Annotated in this window: 22 protein-coding genes, 1 riboswitch and 2 other annotated features; of the genes, 13 read left to right on the forward strand and 9 right to left on the reverse strand. The window is 39.9% G+C overall.

Annotated elements, in window-relative coordinates:
• Window positions 1-139 precede the first annotated feature (139 nt).
• Complete coding sequence (locus tag PQ578_RS07745) at window positions 140-2,185, forward strand: peptidoglycan D,D-transpeptidase FtsI family protein (protein ID WP_273833027.1); 2,046 nt, start codon at window positions 140-142, stop codon at window positions 2,183-2,185.
• 40 nt (window positions 2,186-2,225) lie between these two features.
• Here the strand turns inward: PQ578_RS07745 and PQ578_RS07750 are convergent, their stop codons facing one another.
• A complete protein-coding gene (locus PQ578_RS07750; RefSeq protein ID WP_273833029.1) occupies window positions 2,226-3,569 on the reverse strand; it encodes a sodium-dependent transporter in 1,344 nt (447 codons plus the stop codon).
• A gap of 71 nt (window positions 3,570-3,640) precedes the next feature.
• Window positions 3,641-3,843 (reverse strand) — a binding site (T-box leader).
• Window positions 3,844-3,926: 83 nt separating this feature from the next.
• Window positions 3,927-5,573, reverse strand: a complete 1,647-nt coding sequence (locus PQ578_RS07755) for a BCCT family transporter (protein ID WP_273833031.1) — start codon at window positions 5,571-5,573, stop codon at window positions 3,927-3,929.
• 141 nt (window positions 5,574-5,714) lie between these two features.
• On the opposite strand from PQ578_RS07755, the gene PQ578_RS07760 reads away from it, so the two are divergent.
• On the forward strand, window positions 5,715-6,032 hold the full coding sequence (locus tag PQ578_RS07760; RefSeq protein ID WP_273833035.1) for an MGMT family protein: 318 nt from the start codon (window positions 5,715-5,717) through the stop codon (window positions 6,030-6,032).
• A 42-nt stretch (window positions 6,033-6,074) separates the two neighbouring features.
• On the opposite strand, the gene PQ578_RS07765 is transcribed toward PQ578_RS07760, so the two are convergent.
• From PQ578_RS07765 to PQ578_RS07775, 3 genes are all read right to left on the reverse strand, one after another.
• Entirely contained in the window at window positions 6,075-6,440 is a 366-nt protein-coding gene (locus tag PQ578_RS07765) for a DUF2269 family protein (protein WP_273833311.1), read from the reverse strand.
• A gap of 212 nt (window positions 6,441-6,652) precedes the next feature.
• Window positions 6,653-7,039: a DUF302 domain-containing protein gene (locus tag PQ578_RS07770; RefSeq protein WP_273833037.1), complete on the reverse strand. Its 387-nt coding sequence runs from the start codon at window positions 7,037-7,039 to the stop codon at window positions 6,653-6,655.
• A 108-nt stretch (window positions 7,040-7,147) separates the two neighbouring features.
• A complete protein-coding gene (locus PQ578_RS07775; protein ID WP_098444122.1) occupies window positions 7,148-7,456 on the reverse strand; it encodes a MerR family transcriptional regulator in 309 nt (102 codons plus the stop codon).
• 261 nt (window positions 7,457-7,717) lie between these two features.
• Between PQ578_RS07775 and PQ578_RS07780 the strand changes: the two genes are divergently transcribed.
• On the forward strand, window positions 7,718-7,981 hold the full coding sequence (locus tag PQ578_RS07780) for an HPr family phosphocarrier protein (RefSeq protein WP_098444121.1): 264 nt from the start codon (window positions 7,718-7,720) through the stop codon (window positions 7,979-7,981).
• A 52-nt stretch (window positions 7,982-8,033) separates the two neighbouring features.
• Here PQ578_RS07780 and proC read toward each other — a convergent pair whose 3' ends face one another.
• Window positions 8,034-8,867: a pyrroline-5-carboxylate reductase gene (gene proC / locus PQ578_RS07785; RefSeq protein ID WP_273833040.1), complete on the reverse strand. Its 834-nt coding sequence runs from the start codon at window positions 8,865-8,867 to the stop codon at window positions 8,034-8,036.
• 37 nt (window positions 8,868-8,904) lie between these two features.
• Window positions 8,905-9,117 (reverse strand) — a binding site (T-box leader).
• 158 nt (window positions 9,118-9,275) lie between these two features.
• Here proC and PQ578_RS07790 point away from each other — a divergent pair.
• The 6 genes from PQ578_RS07790 to PQ578_RS07815 all read left to right on the forward strand — a co-directional run bounded on the left by PQ578_RS07790 (window position 9,276) and on the right by PQ578_RS07815 (window position 13,652).
• Window positions 9,276-10,241: an MBL fold metallo-hydrolase gene (locus PQ578_RS07790; RefSeq protein WP_273833042.1), complete on the forward strand. Its 966-nt coding sequence runs from the start codon at window positions 9,276-9,278 to the stop codon at window positions 10,239-10,241.
• 12 nt (window positions 10,242-10,253) lie between these two features.
• Complete coding sequence (locus PQ578_RS07795) at window positions 10,254-11,045, forward strand: SDR family NAD(P)-dependent oxidoreductase (RefSeq protein WP_273833045.1); 792 nt, start codon at window positions 10,254-10,256, stop codon at window positions 11,043-11,045.
• Between the two features lie 251 nt (window positions 11,046-11,296).
• Entirely contained in the window at window positions 11,297-11,935 is a 639-nt protein-coding gene (locus PQ578_RS07800) for an NUDIX hydrolase (RefSeq protein WP_273833047.1), read from the forward strand.
• Between the two features lie 53 nt (window positions 11,936-11,988).
• A complete protein-coding gene (locus PQ578_RS07805; RefSeq protein WP_273833048.1) occupies window positions 11,989-12,525 on the forward strand; it encodes a GNAT family N-acetyltransferase in 537 nt (178 codons plus the stop codon).
• A gap of 108 nt (window positions 12,526-12,633) precedes the next feature.
• The gene (locus PQ578_RS07810; RefSeq protein ID WP_098444115.1) at window positions 12,634-12,981 is read left to right on the forward strand and encodes a DUF805 domain-containing protein; all 348 of its coding nucleotides are present in this window, start codon (window positions 12,634-12,636) and stop codon (window positions 12,979-12,981) included.
• A 110-nt stretch (window positions 12,982-13,091) separates the two neighbouring features.
• Window positions 13,092-13,652, forward strand: a complete 561-nt coding sequence (locus tag PQ578_RS07815) for a GNAT family N-acetyltransferase (protein ID WP_224881023.1) — start codon at window positions 13,092-13,094, stop codon at window positions 13,650-13,652.
• A gap of 85 nt (window positions 13,653-13,737) precedes the next feature.
• On the opposite strand, the gene PQ578_RS07820 is transcribed toward PQ578_RS07815, so the two are convergent.
• Together PQ578_RS07820 and PQ578_RS07825 are read right to left on the reverse strand one after the other, a co-directional pair.
• The gene (locus tag PQ578_RS07820) at window positions 13,738-14,541 is read right to left on the reverse strand and encodes an SDR family NAD(P)-dependent oxidoreductase (RefSeq protein WP_273833054.1); all 804 of its coding nucleotides are present in this window, start codon (window positions 14,539-14,541) and stop codon (window positions 13,738-13,740) included.
• Between the two features lie 112 nt (window positions 14,542-14,653).
• A complete protein-coding gene (locus PQ578_RS07825; RefSeq protein WP_420541521.1) occupies window positions 14,654-16,306 on the reverse strand; it encodes a M4 family metallopeptidase in 1,653 nt (550 codons plus the stop codon).
• 275 nt (window positions 16,307-16,581) lie between these two features.
• On the opposite strand from PQ578_RS07825, the gene PQ578_RS07830 reads away from it, so the two are divergent.
• From PQ578_RS07830 to PQ578_RS07845, 4 genes are all read left to right on the forward strand, one after another.
• The gene (locus tag PQ578_RS07830) at window positions 16,582-17,871 is read left to right on the forward strand and encodes a Y-family DNA polymerase (protein WP_420541522.1); all 1,290 of its coding nucleotides are present in this window, start codon (window positions 16,582-16,584) and stop codon (window positions 17,869-17,871) included.
• Between the two features lie 12 nt (window positions 17,872-17,883).
• Complete coding sequence (locus PQ578_RS07835) at window positions 17,884-18,213, forward strand: YolD-like family protein (RefSeq protein ID WP_273833056.1); 330 nt, start codon at window positions 17,884-17,886, stop codon at window positions 18,211-18,213.
• A gap of 151 nt (window positions 18,214-18,364) precedes the next feature.
• Complete coding sequence (locus tag PQ578_RS07840; RefSeq protein WP_098444109.1) at window positions 18,365-19,204, forward strand: alpha/beta fold hydrolase; 840 nt, start codon at window positions 18,365-18,367, stop codon at window positions 19,202-19,204.
• A gap of 176 nt (window positions 19,205-19,380) precedes the next feature.
• A riboswitch (SAM riboswitch) is annotated at window positions 19,381-19,484 on the forward strand.
• 65 nt (window positions 19,485-19,549) lie between these two features.
• On the forward strand, window positions 19,550-20,857 hold the full coding sequence (locus PQ578_RS07845; RefSeq protein ID WP_273833059.1) for a Na+/H+ antiporter NhaC family protein: 1,308 nt from the start codon (window positions 19,550-19,552) through the stop codon (window positions 20,855-20,857).
• A gap of 69 nt (window positions 20,858-20,926) precedes the next feature.
• Here PQ578_RS07845 and PQ578_RS07850 read toward each other — a convergent pair whose 3' ends face one another.
• Entirely contained in the window at window positions 20,927-21,604 is a 678-nt protein-coding gene (locus tag PQ578_RS07850; protein WP_273833061.1) for a hypothetical protein, read from the reverse strand.
• Between the last annotated feature and the right edge of the window lie 21 nt (window positions 21,605-21,625).

The raw sequence follows: 21,625 nt of genomic DNA on the forward strand, positions 1-21,625 counted from the left end.
CTTATTTAGTAATATTTACAGAATGAAATCGTTCTAATAACGGAAATTGTTTTGAATTTATTTTCTAATAAGGAAAAAAGTCCTAATATTCCTATGTTATGATAGTTGGGAAGATAAGGAAAAGCACGGGGGGAAGTCAATGATTAAGGAAAAAATGAAGAAAACACATGTGCCGTTACGGCTAAATATTTTGTTTCTATTTGTTTTTCTATTGTTTTCTATTCTTATCCTTAGACTTGGGATGATTCAAATTGTACAAGGGGAAGATTTCGAACGAATATCAGAGCAAACCGAGAATGTAACAGCGAAATCATCGGCACCTAGAGGGAAAATGTATGATCGGTACGGAAGAGTTATTGTCGATAATGAGCCAACGTTTACGTTAACCTATATTCGAAATCAAAATACGAAACAAGAGGAAAGACTTGAGGTTGCTCGTAAATTAGCTTCATTTATTGAGATGGATACAGATAAGGTGACAGAGCGCGATTTGAAAGATTTCTGGATTATGACTAGACCAGAGAAAGCCAAGGCCAAATTATCAGAAGAAGAATGGGAAGAACTTGAGTCTAAAAAGGCTTATAGCCTACAAATCGATCGCATCAACGAAGAAGATCTTAAGGAAATTACAAGTGATAAGAATGAATTAAAAATTGCGGCAATCAAACGCCAGATGGACTCGGGGTATGCACTCTCTTCTCAATCTATTAAGAAGGGGTTATCACGTGAAGAAATTGCGCAAGTTAGTGAAAACCTTGAAGATTTACCGGGAGTCGACATATCCCCAGATGCTGAGCGGATTTATCCTTATGATGAAACGATGGAAACAATGTTCGGGAACTTAGGTCAAATTCCAAAAGAATCGTTGGATGCTTATACAATGAAAGGCTACGATAATAACGATCTTGTCGGCATCAGCTATCTTGAGAAGCAGTATGAAGATTTATTAAGAGGGCAGAAGTCCATGAAGAAATATGTTACGGACAAATCAGGAAAGCCAATCGGGGAACCTGAAGTGATTCCAGGTAAAAGAGGGAATGATCTGGTTTTAACAGTCGATATTGATTTGCAACAGGAGCTTGAAACGATTCTTGAGGAAGAATTAAGAAAAGCAAGAGCGCGCGGGAACCCTTATGCAGATCGTGCTTATGCGATTGGAATGGATCCTGATACTGGTGAGATACTAGCATTTGGTGGGACAAAATACAGCTCTAAGGACAATGACTATATTGAATATTCGTATGGAACCTTGTCAGAAGCATATGAAATGGGTTCAGCAGTAAAAGGGGCATCTGTGTTAACAGGCTATGAAACAGGAGTGATTAGTCACGGCACGACCTTATTTGATACCCCGATTTCTATACCTGCTACCAATGAGAAGGCGTCATATGCAAACCTAGGCTGGGTGAATGATGTTGAAGCGTTAGAAAGATCATCCAACGTCTATATGTTTCGGATTGCCATGATGATGGCAGGGTATGATTATGTTCCAAACACAAGTGGTATACCGTGGGATCCAAAGGCATATAATGAGGTTCGCTATCATTTTAATCAATTTGGTCTTGGAAACAAGACAGGAATTGATATGCCAATTGAAACGACAGGAATCAATGGTGGTATTGAGCAAATTGGTAACCTGATGGACTTAATGATTGGCCAATTTGATACGTACACACCTCTTCAGATGGCTCAATACATTTCAACGATTGCAAACGACGGAAAAAGAATTCAGCCTCATTTCTTAAAAGAAGTTCACGAGGCTTCCAATGTCGATGGCTTATCTAATATTATTGTGGATCAGTTTGATACAAACGTGATGAATCGCATTCAAATGAGTCAAAGCGATATTAGCAGAGTCCAAAATGGATTATGGAGAGTGACAAATGCTAGTAACGGAACAGCAACGAAATATTTTAAGGGAACAGATTTTACTCATGCCGGTAAAACGGGTACGGCTGAAGTAAAGTTTGGTCCAAATAATAGCGTAGAAGGATTTAATTTAACCTTTGTAGGCTATGCTCCTTATGAAGATCCAGAAATTGCGTTAGCGGTCGTGGTTCCGGGTTTGAGCAGTGATCGCAATGAATCAGTCAACAAAGATATTGCAAGGCGACTATTTAAAGCTTATTTCGATCTGAAAGATGAACCAAAACCTTCTGCACCTATCGAAGCAAAAGAAGAATAAAGTAAAAAGCCTCACCGCCGTAAGGTGAGGCTTTTCCTGTTTACCAGATTCCAAGAACATCTAACATAACGAAAAGAATAAGAAGCGGTGCGACAAAACGGATAAGAAAATACCATGTTTCGAACAAGCCTTTCTTTAACCCACTTCCACGTTTCAATTCTTCAAATAGGGCAGATTTCTTCATTTTTAAAGGAACAAAAATGGATATTAACAAAGCTCCAATCGGTAGAAGTACATTACTCACCGCGTAATCGGCTAAATCAAAAATCGTTTTATTGAATAAGGTGACATCGCTCAAAACACCGTATGAGAGAGCTGATGGAATACCAACAGCGAAAATGGCAAGCCCAATGATCCATGCCCATTTTTTTCGTTTCTTAAGATCACCTTTCGAAATAACCGATACAATGATCTCAAGCATTGAAAAAGCAGAAGTTAATGCTGCAAACAAGAACAGAACCAAAAAGGCAATGAAAAAGAGCATTCCGAATGGCAGCTGACCAAATACTGTCGGAAGAACATTAAACAAGAGAACGGGGCCAGCTCCAGCTTCAAGGTCGAAAGCGAAAACTGCTGGGAAGATTGCTAGACCAGCAAGAAGAACGATGAAAATGTTCATGATCACAATCGACAGAGCGGAGCGTGGTAAACTTTGTGTTTTTGGTAAGTATGAACTATACGTCACCATAACTGATACTCCAACACTCAGTGTGAAGAATGATTGTCCCATTGCTTCTAAGATTGTTTGAGAGGTTACTTTTGTGAAGTCAGGTTGAAGCAAGAACAAAATGCCTTCCATTGAACCTTCTAGCGTAACAGCCCGAATGACTAAAATAATGAAGAGAAGAAATAAAGCCGGCATCATTACTTTACTTGCCTGTTCAATCCCTTTCTCTACACCTCTAGCTACAACAAGAATAGTGAGAATAATAAAAATAAATTGCGCGAAAATACTAATAAACGAATTTGATATTGTCGTACCGAATACTTGTGCGTACTCATCGGAGGAGAGGCCTGTTAACTCTCCTGTAACAGCTTTATACAAGTAGGCGATAATCCATCCTCCAATGACACTATAAAAGGATAACAAGATGAAAGAAGTGATCATTCCCATAATACCAACCCGATACCATTTTGATTCTGGAGATATTGTCTTATAAGAATCTACCGCGTTGCTTTGAGCGGTACGTCCAATTGAAAATTCTGCAAGTAGAAGTGGAAGACCAAGTATCAATGTGAATAGAATAAAGATCAGAAAGAAAGCCCCACCTCCATTTTGACCTGCTGTGTACGGGAATTTCCATATGGCCCCTAAACCAATCGCTGAACCTGCTGCAGCTAGGATAAAACCAAGTCTTGAAGACCATTGTTCATTTTGACTCATACTGTTGCTCCTTTCGTTTATTATTGAATGCTGATTCCGTTATTCCACAAAAAAAACGCCCCTACGTTATCCGTAGGGACGATTGTTATCGCGGTACCACCCTGGTTGTGAGAAAACTCACCTCTTCATTGTGTAACGATCTTCACCGTCTTTTGCAAGTACAAAAGAAGCTCCAGAAATGAAATTCACGTCCTTTTATATACCGATTCTCACCAACCATCGGCTCTCTTCAATAGGGAAAAGGTGGCTACTTGTTTTCCTTCAAAGCAGTTCAATATTTATAGAGTTATTCAATTTTTATCATGCCCAACTGAAAGTGTCAATATAATTTTCGATATGGAAAAATTATCAGCTATGCTATTCGTCTTTCTTATCCTCTTCAAAATGAGCATCGACAGGTCCTTTTTGTTTCTTCGTTTTCTTGCGCTTGATTGATTGTAAAATCTTTTTGTAATTTAATGAAAAGGTTTTAGGGTCATAATGTTCAGAAGCTTTGATATCAGCTGTAGAAGCTCGCATAAATGACCAACCAAGCATAATCATAATAAAGAGAAGGGGAAATCCACCTACGATACTCGCTGTTTGAAGTGTTCCAAGTCCCCCGACAAACATGAGGACTAACGGCATAAGGCAGAGCGCGAATGCCCAAAACAGTCTGTTCCAGCGTAGAGGTTCATCTTTGACTTCTTTTTGAACAACGGAGGCTAAAATATAAGAGCTTGAGTCAAACGTCGTCGCAAGAAAAATGATTGCTAACACGACAAAAATGAAGATCATAAACCATGAAAATGGAAGTTGACCAATGGTTTCGATGATGGCTCTAGGTGCTCCCTCATCATTAAGTACCCCAATGACATCAAACTCACCTGTTAATTGCATATGAAGTCCATAATTTCCGAGAATACCAAAGAACAATAAACTTCCAAAAGTTCCATAACTAATGGTTCCAAGAATCATTTGCTTTATGGATCTTCCTCTTGAAATTTTGGCAACAAACAATCCAACAAAAGGGGCGTATACGATCCACCAGGCCCAGTAAAACACGGTCCAACTTTCCGGAAAGCCTGTTTTATCATATGGACCAAGAGCATTAAATGGCTCTGTCCAAGTGCTCATATGAAAGAAGTTATCCAACAACAAACCGACGCTGTTTGTGGCTGTTTCAACGAGAAAACGGGTTGGTCCAAAGATTAATACAAATAGAAGCAGAAAAATTGAGAGAACTAAGTTAATATCAGATAATATTTTAATTCCTTTTTTTAATCCTGAATAAGCACTGATGGCGAAAATGGCTGTTACAAGAACGAGAATCAACGTTTTTAGTACCATTGTTACGCCAATACCTGTGAGAGCATCAATTCCTTCTGCGATCATTGGAGTACCAAGTGCTAGCGTTGTACCTGCCCCGCCAAGAAGTCCAAACATGAAAAGCACATCGATAATCGTTCCAATTGGGCCATCTACAAGTTTTCCAATTAATGGTCTTGTTGCTTCACTTATTTTTAGTACGGGTTTTTTACGGACATAGTAGAAATAGGCCATCGGTAAAGCAGGTAGCGTATAGATGGCCCATGCGATCGGACCCCAGTGGAAGATGCCGTATGTACTTGCCCATAGGATTGCTTCTTCCGTTCCAGGTTCTAGACCAAATGGTGGACCTTGATAGTAATACGCCCATTCAATGGTGCCCCAGTATAAAATACTTGATCCAATTCCAGCGCAGAAAAGCATTCCTGCCCATGAAAAGTTGTTAAATTCAGGACGCTCGTCTTCTTCCCCTAAGCGCACTCTACCATTATCACTAAAGGCGACATAAATCAAAAAGAAAAAAATCCCGAGACCTACAAGTAAATAAAGAACCCCAAATTGTGTGGTGACGAACTCATTTGCTTTGTTGACAATTTCCTTTCCCTTTTCAGGAAAAAGGACAAGCGGAACAGTTACAAGCAGTAATAAACTCAAAGCACCTAAAAATGTAGGCCAATCAATTAAACGCTTATCCATGACCTTTTAAGCTCCTTTGCAATAGCTAATTATGCATAGTTTCTAGCATGTCTCTATTTTTATACAAAGTTTTTATTATTTGAGAACTTGTAGGAACTGATATAATAACTGAATAAACTACTGCTTTAGAGGGTGAGGAATGTGGAAGAGTTTACTGAAAATGTTGTTACGATTATTAAAAAAATTCCACCAGGTAAAGTGATGACTTATGGACAAATTGCAAAGTGTGCAGGAAGTCCACGTGGTGCAAGGCAAGTTGTTCGAGTTCTACACACTATGAGCCGAAAACATGAACTTCCGTGGCATCGAGTGATAAATGCTAAAGGTGAGATCGGGTTAAAGTCGGAAGATGGTTACATTGATCAGAAAATGATGTTGGAAGGGGAAGGGATCGTCTTTCTCCCGAATTCAAAAGTAGATTTAACGATCTATCGCTATGATCCGCCCCCAATGAAATAAAAAAATAAGGCCGCTAAGATGGCCTTATTTTATGATCAATTCTTAAAAGGGTTTTAATGTCATTAAAATAATGAGAATAATAGCAAATGCATTCATTACACTCGGCGCCATCTGTTTTCCAATCCGTTTGTACCTCTCCGGAAGGATCCCAGCTACAATAGGTTGGACAAGTATGTAAATAACTAGTGAAGCGATAAACCAAATTTGTGTAAATAAAAATGGGTGAAGCGCCCCTAATCCAAGACCAGTAACAAGTAGCGTTAAACTACCTATTTTTGCAATTTTTTCAATTCCTGTTGATACTGGCTTGGCGAATCTTGCCTGGCTTACTGTTTTGGGTAATCCCATTAACACTGGCAGAGCAAATGTTGCTCCAAGCCCACATGCCGCTGCGATAATGTGAATCACTAACAATCAATCCCCCGTAAAAACTCAAAATATTTCCCCCTATGTATGCTCTTTTGAAGAATTCTTATTGCACAATAATTTTAGGAATAAAGTAACGGTTTTTGTTCATTTAGTGGAAAAAAAGTGATATTAAGGAACCTTTGGGTAGTGTAAGTAAGAGAAAAGACCCTCTTCTCTTAAAGGAAAGAGGAGGGTCTAGTGAGGGAGTCACGTTATTTGCTTTTCTCAATGCAGGAAATCAGGCGTTTCTCGATATCATATCCAATTTCACCTAGTTCGTTTTTGCCTGTTAAGTTTAACAATGTGGTTGGCTTCGGCATACCAATCTTCGTTTGACCGTCATCATCAAAAACAACGATTTTACAAGGAAGAAAATAACCAACTAACTTATCTTCATTGAGGACACGCTCGGCCTCTTTTGGATTACAAACCTCGAGAACCCGATAAGGAGTTTCGAAGTTCATTCCTTTTTCTTGCAACTTGGCCGACAGATCAAAATCCCATAATACGCCGAATTTTTCTGTTTTCAGTTCATTACTTAAGTCAGAAACTGCCTGATCGACAGTTTTAGAGGTTTCCACTGTATAATGAAAACTCATAAAGCAAAACTCCTTTCATTACCATTCTGTTTTTATTTATACCCTGCATCGTATATTCTAAACGAAGAAACTCTAAAAGAAGCAAGCGAATATCGCTTGCTTCTTTCTCTATTTTGTCATTTTAAATGCTGCATTTAACTGTCCACGAATCATTTCATCTCTAATTTTATCTTTATCTTTTTGCTTTTCTTTTTTATAAAGCTTTTTAATTTCAAATGTTTGCATGCCATCTTCAATTTGATTTGCAATGTCCATTAGTTTTTCTACATCTGTAAACGAGAATTTTCTTGTACCTCCACCAGATCGATCAGGTAGAATAAGGCCTCTTTCCTCGTAGTAGCGGATCTTTCTCAGAGATAGCCCGGTTAATTCACTGACTGATCCGATGGGCAGAACTTTTTTATCTTTATATGACATCTCCAGTCACTCCCTATGCTCATATTCATAATGTGGCTATACATACATATACTATTGAAGTCTTCTAAACTGGCAATCTGCTATCATTATATCATAGCTATTCATTAATCACGGGTGGATTGTTAGAATATCTAACATAACATATGAAACGGTTGTAAAGTTTGTGTTAGGAAAGGTGCCATAGTTCTTGCGCTTAGGGAGCTAGGGTGTCAAAATAGAAATGTGCAAACGGTTGTATTAGATACTGAGGAGGATGCAAGGATGGTATATAAAGAAACCGTTTTGATCACGAGTAAAGTTACAATGGCCTTCTTGATGGACTTTGTAAAGGATGCCAATCTTTTTAGTAGTTACATTATTGTAGAAGTTGAAGGGAAACGATTAAATGCTAAGAGTATTTTAAGTATGGGGAGACTGACAACTCACTTTGGACCGATGACTATTATTGCGACTGGATTAGATAGTGAAGAAGCTTTAAACCACTTAAAAAAAATGTGTAGTGTTGTCCAGAAGAAGAGTGTGTAAAATATATTGGTGTTTTTTGTGCCCGGACATTGTAGAAAATGACCGGGCGCAATTAGTTTTGTTTTTGGAAAAGCTCACCTAGCTGTTGAGATCGATTCGTTGCATCTGTAATACATGCTAAAAGAGCTTCTTCATAATCATACTCTTTAAGAGTGGCGATTCCAGCTTGTGTCGTTCCTCCTGGACTCGTAATTTTTTTTCTTAAAAGTTCTGCTGGTTGTTTCGTTTGACGAAGCATCATGGCAGCTCCATGAATGGTTTGCAAGATGAGTTCACGTGCTGTTTCCTCGTCAAGTCCATTTTGTATAGCGGCTTTTTCCATACATTCTACCATATAATAGAAATAAGCTGGACCGCTGCCAGATAACCCTGTTACGGCATTCATTTTATCTTCCGGAACGGACACGACGCTTCCAATCGTTTGAAACAGACGCTTTGTAAACAACAAGTCATTTTTATCCGCGTACGCTCCACCTGAAATAGCAGTTGCAGATAAGCCTATTGTAGCTGATGTATTTGGCATTGCACGAACAATAGGGGTGCGTGTGTGGATCTTTTCTTCGATATAAGTAGTTGTAATGCCTGCTAAAACAGAAATAATCAGATGGTTTTTATGAATATATGGCTGAATCATGCCTAAAGCATCGGGCGCGTCTGTTGGCTTCATAGCTAGAATGATCACTCTATTTTGTTGCAAAAGTTTCTGAATATCTTGAGTAACATGAACGCTGTATGTTGTTTTTAATTCCTCAAGTCGCTGTGAATTCGAGCGATTTAATAACATAATTTGGTTAGAGTCAACAAACTTTTCAGAAATCATTCCTTCGACAATTGCTTCTGTGATTGATCCGGCACCAATGAAACCGATGTTCGTTCTTGTCATCATCCTCATCCTTTCAAAATAAAACGCCCACTCATCCTTATGAAAGGACGAATGGGCGTTATCCGTGGTACCACCTTATTTTTGATATCAACATTGATATCCTCTAGTTCCTTATAACGTAGGAAGCGGCTGTATTTCTACAGCTGGCTCGAGGGTAGGTTCGAAATGAGTAAGATGAAGGGACTTTTCAGCCGATGAATCCCTCTCTCTGGCACATACTAGAATTTCTACTATTCCCTTTCAAAGCCAATACGTTCATTCTAATTTTACATAGTATGCTATGAAAATAAAAAAATGTCAACCTCTAATATCGGAAAATTCAAAATAAACTATCTCGATATAATGACAAAAAGGACGAACAGCGATAGAATAGAGGTAGTTAATGTAACGAAAAGTAGAGGTGGCGGTAATTTGAATTTAACGAAAGAAAAGGTACTGTCAATGACAGTTCCAACTCCGTTTGCTGTTGGTCCGGTAAATTGTTTTTTATTAAAAGGAGATGCGCTGACTCTAGTTGATACCGGCCCACGTACACCCGAAGCGCAACAAGAACTTGAGAAGCAGCTGCATAGTTATGGTGTCGCTTTCGAAGATATTGATCAGGTAGTACTCACTCATCACCACCCTGATCATATTGGTCTTGTTGGGAGAATGATGAAAAATGGTGTTAACGTTCTAGGGCATTGGAAGAATGACCGATGGTTACAGATGAGCGATTCTTTTTTGAAAGAAAATGAAGCGTTTATGACGGGGATTTACCGTGAAGCTGGGGTTCCTGAACAATATTTTGATCATGTAAGTGATACGCGAGGCTATCTTGCGTATACAGACCGTGCAAAATGCGACCGTCATCTCTCTGAAGGAGATGACGTACCAGGCTGTAGCGGATGGACTGTGATGGAAACACCTGGTCACGCCCAAAGTCATATCTCTTTATGGCATAAGGAGACTGGAATGATGATTGCAGGCGATCATCTTATTAAGAAGATTTCTTCAAACCCTTTACTTGAGCCGCCCTATGTGAAAGGGACGGAGAGACCTAAACCGCTTCTTCAGCAGAGGAATTCTTATCGTAAAACGTTAGATGCCCATCTTCAGTACGTCTATACCGGTCATGGGGAGCCGATTTTAAATCCGGACGAGTTAATCAAGGTACGATTACAAAAACAAGAGGAACGTTCAGAGAAGGTTGCATCATTTTTAAATAGTCCAATGACCGCCTTTGAAGTTTGTCAGCAATTATTTCCAGGAGTTTATAAAAAGCAAACAGGTCTTACTCTCTCCGAAACAATCGGGCATCTTGATTATCTTGAATCGGAGAATGTGATAGTTAAAATAAAAGAAAAGGAAAAAACGGTTTATCGATCTAGATCGTAAAAGGTGAAGCACATGAAAAATTTAAAGAATAAAGTTGTTCTTATTACAGGAGCATCAAGCGGAATAGGACGACAGTTGGCAATCGATTTAGCTAAAAAAGGGGCTAAACTAATCCTTGTAGCTCGTTCAGAAGAAAAGTTAATGGAAGTGAAAGGGTTAATTGAACGAAGCGGGGCTTATGCGCCAGCCGTATGGACGATTGATGTCGGGGATGGAGAGCGAGTGGAGCATGTTCTTCCGATGCTATTAGAAGAGATGCCCCCGATTGATGTTTTGATTAATAATGCTGGGTTTGGAAAATTTGACGCGTTTGTGGATGCCGATATGAAAGATATTGAAGCAATGTTTGATGTGAACGTCATTGGACTCATGCGATTTACTTCACATGTGCTACCAGGGATGATAGATGCAGGATCGGGTCATGTGGTCAACATTGCTTCTCAGGCAGGAAAGCTTGCTACGCCAAAATCTTCGGGGTATTCAGCTTCAAAACACGCAGTTCTTGGATTTTCAAACAGTTTGCGTATGGAGATGAAGGAACACCACATTCAAGTAACAACGGTAAATCCAGGACCAATCAAAACAAATTTTTTTGAAACGGCAGATAGTAGTGGCACTTATACGAAAAACGTTGAAAAGATGATGCTCTCAGCAGAAAAGGTATCGCGAGAAATTATTTCTGCTATTGAAAAGGGCACGCGCGAAGTGAACCTTCCAGGATGGATGAACGCTGGAGCCAAACTTTATCACACGGCTCCAAGCCTAGTGGAAAAAATAGCTGGAAAGTTTTTTGACCAAAAATAAATTTGTCTTAAGAGCATCACTTAGGTGCTCTTTTTTTAGGTTCTTTGTTGGAAATTTTACCATCATTCTTTTTTTGGGAAATGGAGTTGTTTTGGAAGACTAGAGAGGTTTACGCTAAATTAAGATACGTCCTGTGAAGCAAAGAGACGAGCTGGGGTGAAAAGGAAACCAATCTATGTTGAATTTCCAATTGAAAAAGAAAACGAAAGCCGAATGAAGAGATGAGTTGAGAGAAAAAGTGAGGTTACAAGATGATAGATGAGAGCGTAAGGATATTTGATGAAAATAGAATCCCGATAGGAGTGGCTTCACGAGATGAGGCACATCGAGTAGGGCACTGGCATGAGGTTTTTCAATGCTGGTTCGTTCGGAAAGAAGAAGGGGTTAAACAAGTGTATTTGCAGCTTCGAAGTTCTTTGAAAAAAGATTTTGCGGGTCTTTATGACATTACTGCAGCTGGTCACTTAATGGCAGACGAATCAGTGAAGGATGGAGTGCGAGAAATAGAGGAAGAACTTGGAGTTCCTGTTTCTTATGAAGAATTGCACCCCTTGCTTGTAATGAATGCATCAATCAAGCAAGATAGTTTCCTTGATAATGAAATCGCAAATATCTTTCTTTTTGAATACAATCAATCTTTCGATACATTTGATCTTCAAAAAGAAGAGGTCGCAGGAATTGTTCAGGCTGATTTTGAAGCATTCTATGATTTCTGGATGGGAAAACAAACCGACCTTCATGTGGAAGGGTTTTGGTTTAATCATAACGGAGAACGAAAGAACTTGAATCAAAAAATAGGCAAACGTCACTTTGTTCCACATGAATCCTCTTATTATGAAACCATTGTTAAAGAAATGATGAAATACTTCAATCAAATAGAGGATCGTTAATAGGGATCAGGTATAAGTAGGGAAGAAAAAGATGGAAGGTAGGAGAGCTAAACGTGAAAGGAAGGCTGTTGCCAGTTGTGACCATTAGAGAACTTTCTCTTTCTGATACAGAAGACCGCTATCAGTGGTGTCTCGATACTGAAGTGACAAAGCATCTGAATATGCCAGAAAAATATCCACCGTTTACCCGAGAAGAAACGAGTAGCTGGATTCAATTATGTATTAGTCGAAAAAACGGGTATGAGCAGCGAGCGATTGTAACTGAGGAAGGGAAACATATAGGGTGGGTGGACCTGAAAAATATCGATCGGCTCAATGGCCATGCCGAACTAGGGATTGCGATTGGAGATAAACGTTATTGGGGACAAGGATATGGCTTAAGTGCTATGAAAGCGATGCTTAGATGGGGCTTTACTGAATTGGAATTAAATAAGATTTGGCTCAGAGTGGAAATGGATAATGAGAAGGCTATCAAGTCTTACAAGCAAAGCGGTTTTGTGGAAGAAGGTATATTGCGAGAAGATCGCTACCGAGAAGGGCATTACGTTGATCGACTTAGAATGAGTCTCTTAAGGAGAGAGTTTATCTAACCAATTACTGAGGTTTTTGCCTATTATTGTCATGTTTTGTGCTATACTATCATGTGAATCATGATATTATTCTACTAAACTTAATCTAACCGCTAAAGGAGAAGTTGTATGAATTGGTATTTGAAAGTGTTGAAGAACTATGTGAACTTTCAAGGGAGAGCAAGGCGTAAAGAATATTGGATGTTTACTCTTTTTAACATCATTTTCTCAGTTGTCCTAACTCTAATCGAATCGCTTGCTGATATTACTCCATTTCTAACAGGGATTTATTCTTTATTCATCCTTTTACCGGGCCTTGCTGTAACGGTTCGCAGATTGCATGATACAGGCCGAAGCGGCTGGTGGGTATTGATTGGACTCATTCCTTTTATTGGTAGTATAGTTATTCTTGTTTTCACCTGTCTTGAAAGTGAGCGAGAAGAAAATCGCTTCGGCCCCAATCCTAAAGCCGTTTAATTTGTCGGAATGTGAAGGTGTTTTCATGTAAACCGCTAATCCACCTGATTAGCGGTTTATCTTCTAGTTAGATTTGGTCCTTAATTATTCAACACATTGGAGAGATGATCGTGAATCCGATATTAATGGAAATTGAAACGTCCCTTGAAACAGAACGATTGCTGCTAAGAATGCCTCAGCCTGGTGATGGGAAAATAGTAAATGAAGCGATTCAAACGTCTATTGAGGAACTAAGGCCGTGGCTAGGCTTTGCGCGGGTAACACCTACTCCCGAGGAAACGGAAATTAATATAAGAGAAGCGCACATCAAGTTCCTAAAGCGTGAAAGTTTGCGGTTTCTTGTTTTTTTGAAAGAAACAAATGAGTTTGTAGGATCAACAGGTTTTCATAACATTCATTGGGATGTTCCGAAGCTTGAAATTGGGTATTGGATGGCGACAGGGCATAGTGGACATGGTTATATGACGGAGGCTGTTCAAAAGCTGACTCAATATGCTCATCAAAGACTGGATTGTAGAAGAGTTGAAATTCAGTGTGATCGAGAGAATGCGCGGAGTCGAGCGATTCCTGAACGCTTGGGTTATCTTCTTGAAGGAACGCTCAAAAATGACGACTTGGCCATTGATGGGACGAAAATAACGGATACATGTATCTACTCAAGTATCATTTGAATTTATCGCTAATAGAAAAACTCATGGCTGCTTGATCTTAATGGATCGAATGGCCATGAGTTTTTTTGCAATGAATGAAGGAAGCTTAACGCATTACACTTCCGCCTGAAATCTTTAAAGATTCTCCAATAATGTTCTCAGATGCGTTTGATAGAAGGTAAATGATACTGTTCGCTACTTCTTCGGGTTGTGTGATTCTACCTGAAGGCATTGCTTCTTCTACTGCTTTTAATTCTTCTTCAAAGCTTTTGTTTTCTCTTTTTCCTTTTGACTCAATGCTATTTCTTCCCATTTCTGTGTCAACGAAGCCTGGACAGACGGCGTTCACTCTAATTCCATCACGAATCGCTTCATGTGCAAATGACTGTGTAAATCCAGTAATGGCAAACTTTGAAGCGCTATAGGCGGTATTTCCAAAAGTTCCTCGAAGCCCCGACAGAGAAGAGAGGTTCACAATGGAACCTTTTTTCTTATCATCACGCATTTTACTGTAAACGAGCTGTGTGAGTAAAACCGTTGAGAAATAATTAAGTTCCATCACCTTACGAAGGTCTTCTTCTTGTAACTGATCGAGCGTATCGCCGCCACCAATTCCCGCTGAATTAACTAACCCTGTAATCGTTCCTCTTTCTTTTATCGCATTTTCGATTAAGGTAGCACGATCTTGCTCATTGTTTAAGTCTGCCGGAAGCACGGTAATTCTAGCATCCGAAACTAGCTTTTCGCACTCGTTCTTTAACGTCTCTAATTTCTCTTTATTTCTTCCTGTAATCGTAATGGTAGCCCCGGCTTGAACAGCGGCTTTTGCCGTTTCAAATCCAATACCACCAGTCGCTCCAGTGATCAACACGTGCTCTTGCTTTAGAGCGTCTTCTTTAAAAATCGCCATGATTTTTTTCCTCCTTTTTTGTTCTAGCCATTTCTTTCCCGTTTGAAGACTTATAAAACCTTCAACAAATGAAAAGACAGGTAGCCGCTGGCTACCTGTCTTAACTACCTTCTTATTGAACGCCAACGGCATTAAATGCTTGTTTTACTGACTGTACTTCCGAGCTGCCACTTCCATAGAGATCAGTTGCAGCTTGAACGGCTGCTGCTCTCATTTGACTAAAGTTCGAAGACGCGGTTAGATATTGCGTTAGCGTACGATAGTAAATGGCGCCAAGCTTGTCTTTCCCGATTCCAGATACGCTTACTCCGTAGAATGTACCACCTTCACTTAAAAGATAAGCGGCTTTATTCATGATTCCGCTATTAATATGAACACCACCGTTATCCTGTGTACCAGTATAGCGCACAGAATAATGATCAGGATCGCCAAACTTCGCAGGGTCAGACATCGAACGAAGAGCGTCTCCAGAAGTTCCTGGTGTATAAATATCTTCGCCAATTAACCAGTCAGGATTATTATTATCATGATATTCCACAAGTGTTCCGAACACGTCGGACATTGATTCGTTCAACGCTCCTGATTCATTTTGATAAATAAGATCCGCTGTCGTATCTGTAACAGCGTGTGTTAATTCATGTGCTACAACATCTTCACCGCCAGAAAGAGATACGAACGTGGAGCCGTCTCCATCACCATAGACCATTTGGCTACCGTTCCAGAACGCATTATTGTAGTTACGACCATAATGTACAGTAGATTCTAGTGGTGCCCCATTTCCGTCATAACTATCGCGGTTGAATACATCTTTATAATAATCATATGTTGCGCCTGCATAGTAGTGAGCATCGACAGCTGCCGCGTCATAGCTTGCGTTGAAGGTGTTATCCGCATCAGCCCATAATGAACCCGGTAGCTTCGTCCGATTAGCTGCGTCATACGTGAAAATACCGCCGCCTCTCGTTGTATCTTTCAAATAATAAGTTGAGGAAGAAAGAAGTGTGTTGAACGTCTTTTGGTCACCAAGGACGCCGGTTCCACTCGCTGTTTGAATTGTTCCGGTGATCGCGCCACCGCCCGGCTTACCAACACCTTCTTTTTTAGCTTCGTGAAGCGCGTTAAAGCTTGTTAGCACTTCACCACTTGTTGCGTCAATTATGTACTGCCAGTTCCCTGGTTCAGGTGAAAGGAAGTTTAATGTGACGTGATAAGCATATGTCGGAGATTCTCCCTCTGCATAAACGACAAGGTTTGATTCGGGTTTCTGTTCGTAAGTTGGAGAGAAGCCTAGATCTTTTTCTGCTTTGTTAATAGCATCCTGTTTCTTGAATTTCGTTGCTTTTTTAAGCTCTTTCTTCGATCCAAGGTCCGGAATAACTGTACCGGATACAGCAGTTAAGACGCCGCTTTCATCAACGTGTACGGTTTGAGTGGAGCCGTAAACCGGTGTTCCTTCATGAAGCTGCTGTAAACGAAAGACCGTGAAGCCGAGGTCGTCTTTTTCTTTGGAGATTATTTCAAAAGCGTCCTGTGCTGATGACCCGCTAAATTTGTACATGCTTTTCTGGTCATTTAAGTAGTTGAATAACACTTCGTTAGGATTTTGAGAGGTTGCTTTTGTTAACTTCCCGGAAACAAAAGAAGGTGTCCCTGTTTCTTTATTCATATTTGTATCCGCTGCTGCGAATGTTGAGGATGGAGCAAACATGGTGCTAACAAGCCCCACTGATAAACCAATTGAAAGCAAATTCTTTTTCTTTCCCATTTCATTTCCCCCTCGTGATTAAGATGTGCTTACTTTATCACGAAAGTTTTAATATTCAAACTATTTTAATAATTATTGATATTAATGACCTATTCTTTCGGGTGTATTAACAGGACTAATTACCTGGAAGATCATGACTGTATAGTTCATTAGGCTGGATCTTTTTTATCATAAAATCAATAGTTTAAAGTCGTCACTTTTTTGATTGGAAGAAAGTACTTATTGTAAAGAGAACGTATATTCGAGTAAAATACGGGTATAGATAAAGAGAACAAATGTTCCGTTTGATAAAAAGGAGGGGGATACAAGTGGATTATTCACAATTTCCAAAGAAAACAATTCTATGTATTGATATGAAAAGCTTCTATGCTAGCTGCTCAGCGGTAGAGATGGGGCTTGATCCGCTGACGTGTTATCTTGCGGTGGTAGGAGACGTGGAACGGCAGGGGAGTGTTGTGCTAGCGGCTTCTCCAGCCCTAAAAAAAGAATTTGGGATTCGTACAGGGAGCAGGTTATTTGAAATTCCAAATGACAAAAGAATTCATATTGTTAACGCAAGAATGTCTTCTTATTTAAAACAATCAATGGAAATAACGAGGCTTTTTCATCGTTATGTACCATCAGAATGTATCCATACGTATAGCGTTGACGAATCATTTTTGCAGGTTGATGGGACAGAACGACTATGGGGAGATAAATTTGAAGTGGCTCATAAGATTAAAAATGAAATAAGTGAGACATTCGGCTTGCCAAGCGCGATTGGAATTGGACCAAATCTTCTGATGGCAAAGCTTTGCCTGGATCTTGAGGCAAAAGAAAAAGGGATAGCAGAGTGGACCTATGACGATATTCCTAGAAAACTGTGGCCGCTTTCCCCACTTAGTCAAATGTGGGGAATTGGCGCACGAGTGGAACGTACGTTAAATCGAATGGGGATTCGAAATGTCAAGCAGCTGGCTCACTATCCGCTTCATTTATTAGAAGAGAAATTTGGTGTCATGGGGAATCAACTTTATCATCATGCGTGGGGAGTCGACCTTTCTGAAATGGGTGCTCCCATTATGCAGGGACAGATTAGTTTTGGGAAAAGTCAGATCTTGTTAAGGGATTATCATGATCAAAAAGAAATTCAACACGTTATTCTTGAAATGAGTGAAGAAGTGGCGAGACGTGCTAGAAGAGCCGGGAAAGCAGGTCGTACGATTAGTCTGGGGATTAGTTATAGCAAAGAAGAAGGCGGCGGGGGCTTTCATCGCTCAAGAAGTGTGAATGGACCAACAGCGATTACGCTTGAAGTCTACCGCGTTTGTCTTCAGCTATTTGAGGAATTTTATGAAAGAAAAACGGTTCGGAAAATTTCCATCACTCTTTCAAATATTTGTAATGATGAAGAAGTGCAGCTGGATTTATTTAACACTGCTCGACCGAAGCAGCGAGACCTTGGCTATGTGATGGATTCCATTAGAGAGAAATATGGATCGGATGCTCTGCTACGCGCTGTTTCATACACAAAAGCTGGTACAGCCTTACACAGAAGTAAACTTGTAGGTGGGCATAAAGCGTAAGGGGGGATAAATGTGATTCGTGATCGCGGAAATATAAAGTGGACGTCAATGATGTTACCTGAGCATGTGAAAGAGCTACGTGATTGGAAAGAAGAAGAGAAAAGAAATCAGATGCCGGTACTGGATGAGCAAAAAATAGAGGAAATGAATGAAGTGATATGCCAGGCTATGGAATTCCATTGGCCGCTGCGCTTTCACTATTTTAAAAACGGTGAAACGAACGTCCTCACGGGCTACGTCCATTATGTCGATCCATTGACGAAAGAGCTACGAGTAATTGATCATCAGGAGCAAAAGAGAAACGTTAAATTGCTGGACCTTATCCATGTTGAAGTAGAATGAAAAAAATGGTTGTACACTCCGGGTGCCAAAAAAGTTTTTCATTTCCTAATTGGGGTAAAATACGTATAACGCAAACTTTGCCAAGACATTTTTGACTGGAAAACCACTATCATCAGAACAAGCAAAATCAAAATCCGGAGTGAGATGACAGATGTTATTAGCTCAAAATTTAAAAGAAAATACGGAGAAAATTAAAGGGATTGACATTCATTATGAGTATTACAGAAATGAAGAAGCTGTTGATCGCCCAGTTATAACCCTGCTTCACGGCTTTTTGTCTTCAAGCTTCAGCTTTAGAAGACTAATTCCATTATTAACAAAGGCCTACACCGTTGTTGCAATCGACCTCCCGCCGTTTGGGAAAAGCGAGAAGTCTCATCACTTTGTTCACTCTTACCAAAATTATGCAGAGGTCGTTGTTGAGCTATTGGAAAGACTTTCGATTGAAAACACGGTCATGATCGGGCATTCCATGGGCGGACAGGTAGCTATGAGAGCATCAGCGTTAAAAGAAGATTTTGTAAGTAAAAATATTTTGCTATGTAGCTCAGGATATCTCGAGAAAGCCAAACAGAGTCTCGTCTATACATCCTACTTACCTTTCTTTTCTGTCTACTTAAAACGCTGGCTTTACCGAAAAGGAGTTAGGGGGAATTTGCTCAATTGTGTTTATGATCCAGCGCTTATCGATGAAGAAATGATGGATGGTTATATTCAACCCTTCTTTAACGAAGGGATTTTTAGATCGTTGGTTCGTATGATCCGTGATCGGGAAGGTGACCTGTCCGAAGCGGAGCTAAAACAAATTCATACACCGAGCCTCTTAATATGGGGAGAAAATGACAGGGTTGTGCCATTGAAAATTGGGAAACGTTTAAGCAGCGACTTACCAAATGCTGAGCTGATTGTCTATAAGAAAACTGGTCATCTTCTTCCTGAGGAGCGACCAGCATCGATTATGAAAGACATAGAACAGTTTTTAACTCGTTAAATTAAGGCGGGTAATGGTAGAGAATTCTCTGAATAAACTCCTTTAAGCAAGGAGTTTATTTTCATGCAGTGGTAGAAAGAGTTGACTCAGCAGAATCATGCGTGATAAAGTAAAGCTCGTTCGATTGTGAATTCAAATCAAATAAAATTTGAGCTTATGCTCTAATAATTGCATATTTCTTATTAAGAGAAGTGGAGGGATCTGGCCCGAAGAAGCTTCAGCAACCTCTGATATTCAGAAAGGTGCTGCTTCCAGCAAGAGAAATCTTGAGAGATAAGAGCAAAAGCCCTCTTCTCTTGAAGTGGGTTTTTTTATGCTGTAGAAAAGTAGAAGGAGATAGAGAGAATGGAAAAAGAAATTAAAGGAAATGGCCTGGCGTTACTTCCTCTTGGCATTTTTATTGTGCTCTTTATTGGCACAGCGATTGTGACAAAGGATTTTTATAGCATGCCGGTTATACTTGCTTCATTAATTGCAGCTGGTGTAGCTCTTTCAATGAATCGAAAAGAAAACTTTATGAAGAAAGTGGAAGTGTTCTGCCGAGGAGCAGGAAATACTAATATTATATTAATGATTCTTGTCTTCTTATTGGCAGGAGCTTTTGCTGGAACCGCTGAAAAAATTGGCGCGGTTGATTCGATTGTGAATCTTGGAATATCCATTCTTCCAGCGAATTTGTTAATCGTTGGATTATTTTTGATTGCATGTTTTATTTCTATTTCAATGGGAACGTCAATGGGAACCATCGTAGCCCTTGCACCAATTGGGATTGGAATCGCAGAACAAACGGGAATTGCTCCAGCACTTACCTTGTCTGCAGTTATTGGTGGAGCGATGTTCGGTGATAATCTTTCCATGATTTCAGATACAACCATTGCAGCAGTTCGAACACAAAATACGCAAATGAAAGACAAATTCAAAGTAAACTTCTTTATTGTATTGCCTGCTGCTATTGTCACTGCCGTTATATATGGCGTGTTAACGATCGGAGAACAGGCAACAGTTGGTGGAGAACGTGCTTTTGACTTGATCACGATTCTTCCATATTTAGGTGTTCTAATCGCAGCGATCGCTGGGGTTAATGTTCTTGTTGTACTTGTGAGCGGAACGCTATTTGCTGGAATAGTCGGTCTATTTAACGGTTCATTTGGAATGAGTGGACTTATTTCCACCGTTACAGAAGGGATTAAAGGAATGGAAGACCTTGCGATGATTGCCCTCGTAATCGGTGGTATGATCGAAGTGATCAAGCATAATGGCGGTATTCAGTACGTGCTAGATAAGATTTTAAGTAGAGTAAACTCACGTCGAGGAGCGGAATTTGGTATAGCTGGCTTGGCTAGTGTGCTTGATTTATCGACAGCGAATAATACGATTTCAATCATCATGGGTGGGCCGCTGGCGAAGAATATTTCTGAAAAGTATGGCGTGGATCCACGGAAATCAGCTAGTATTCTAGACATTTTCTCAGGCAGTGTTCAAGGGATGCTCCCATATGGTGCTCAGGTTCTAGCGGTTGCAGGACTTGCATCGATCTCGCCACTTGCCCTCTTGCCATATTCGATTTATCCTATTCTTATTGCGGTTGCTGGAGTGATTGCGATTTTCATTAACTATCCCTCTCTTCAAAAGAAAGAGGAAGCAAACGGTTAGAAGTAACTTTTAAATGAAACGAGATAAAGAAAAACAGGTAGCTCATGATGAGCTACCTGTTTTTCTTTATTATCCTTCAATTTGTTTTTGAAGATGAACAATTCGCTGAGGAAGAATATATAAGTATTCTATTAATGAATCAAGTAGATCAATAATAAGATTTGCGGTTTCTTCACTTGTCGCTTTTTCAAGGCAAAGGAGATCGTTTAAATTACTTCCTTTTCCAAGGAGCTGACCTAACTTTACAATCGGTTCTTCTAAATCAATTTGTTTTGCCAGCGTTTCGAGCTGTTTGGATAGCGGCTGTCCTAATTCATTCTCGGCTAGAAAACTGCCGGTAATGCTTTCGAGGACGCGATTAGCCATTACAGCTGTTGCCGTCCAGTCTTTCATATTATGTACATTTACGGCAGAGCGGTAAACACGTTCAAGGTCATCAGGCAGTCGAGCAGAACTCGTTAGTCTACCGAGTGGTTCACGTGTAAAGGACGTTTGATGAACAAAAAGTTCGACTTCCTCACCTCGATCACCGTGAGAAGTTTTAATTAGAATGAAGAGCACCGCTTCTTTACAAATGGAACAGCGAGAAAGCGTTGAGAACACGGCCTGGTTAATTTGATAATCAAATTTCAATTGAAATGCGGCATCATTTCCACATTCAGGACATTCTGTATTCGCTGATTTTGGAAGCTTCGTTTGTCCATATTTTACAACCGAATTAATGGTCGTCTGCTGTATCTTTCTCATCATATACCCCCTGGATCGATT

This window comes from Guptibacillus sedimenti, assembly GCF_028610665.1.
GTDB classification, from domain to species: Bacteria; Bacillota; Bacilli; order Bacillales; family Guptibacillaceae; genus Guptibacillus; species Guptibacillus sedimenti.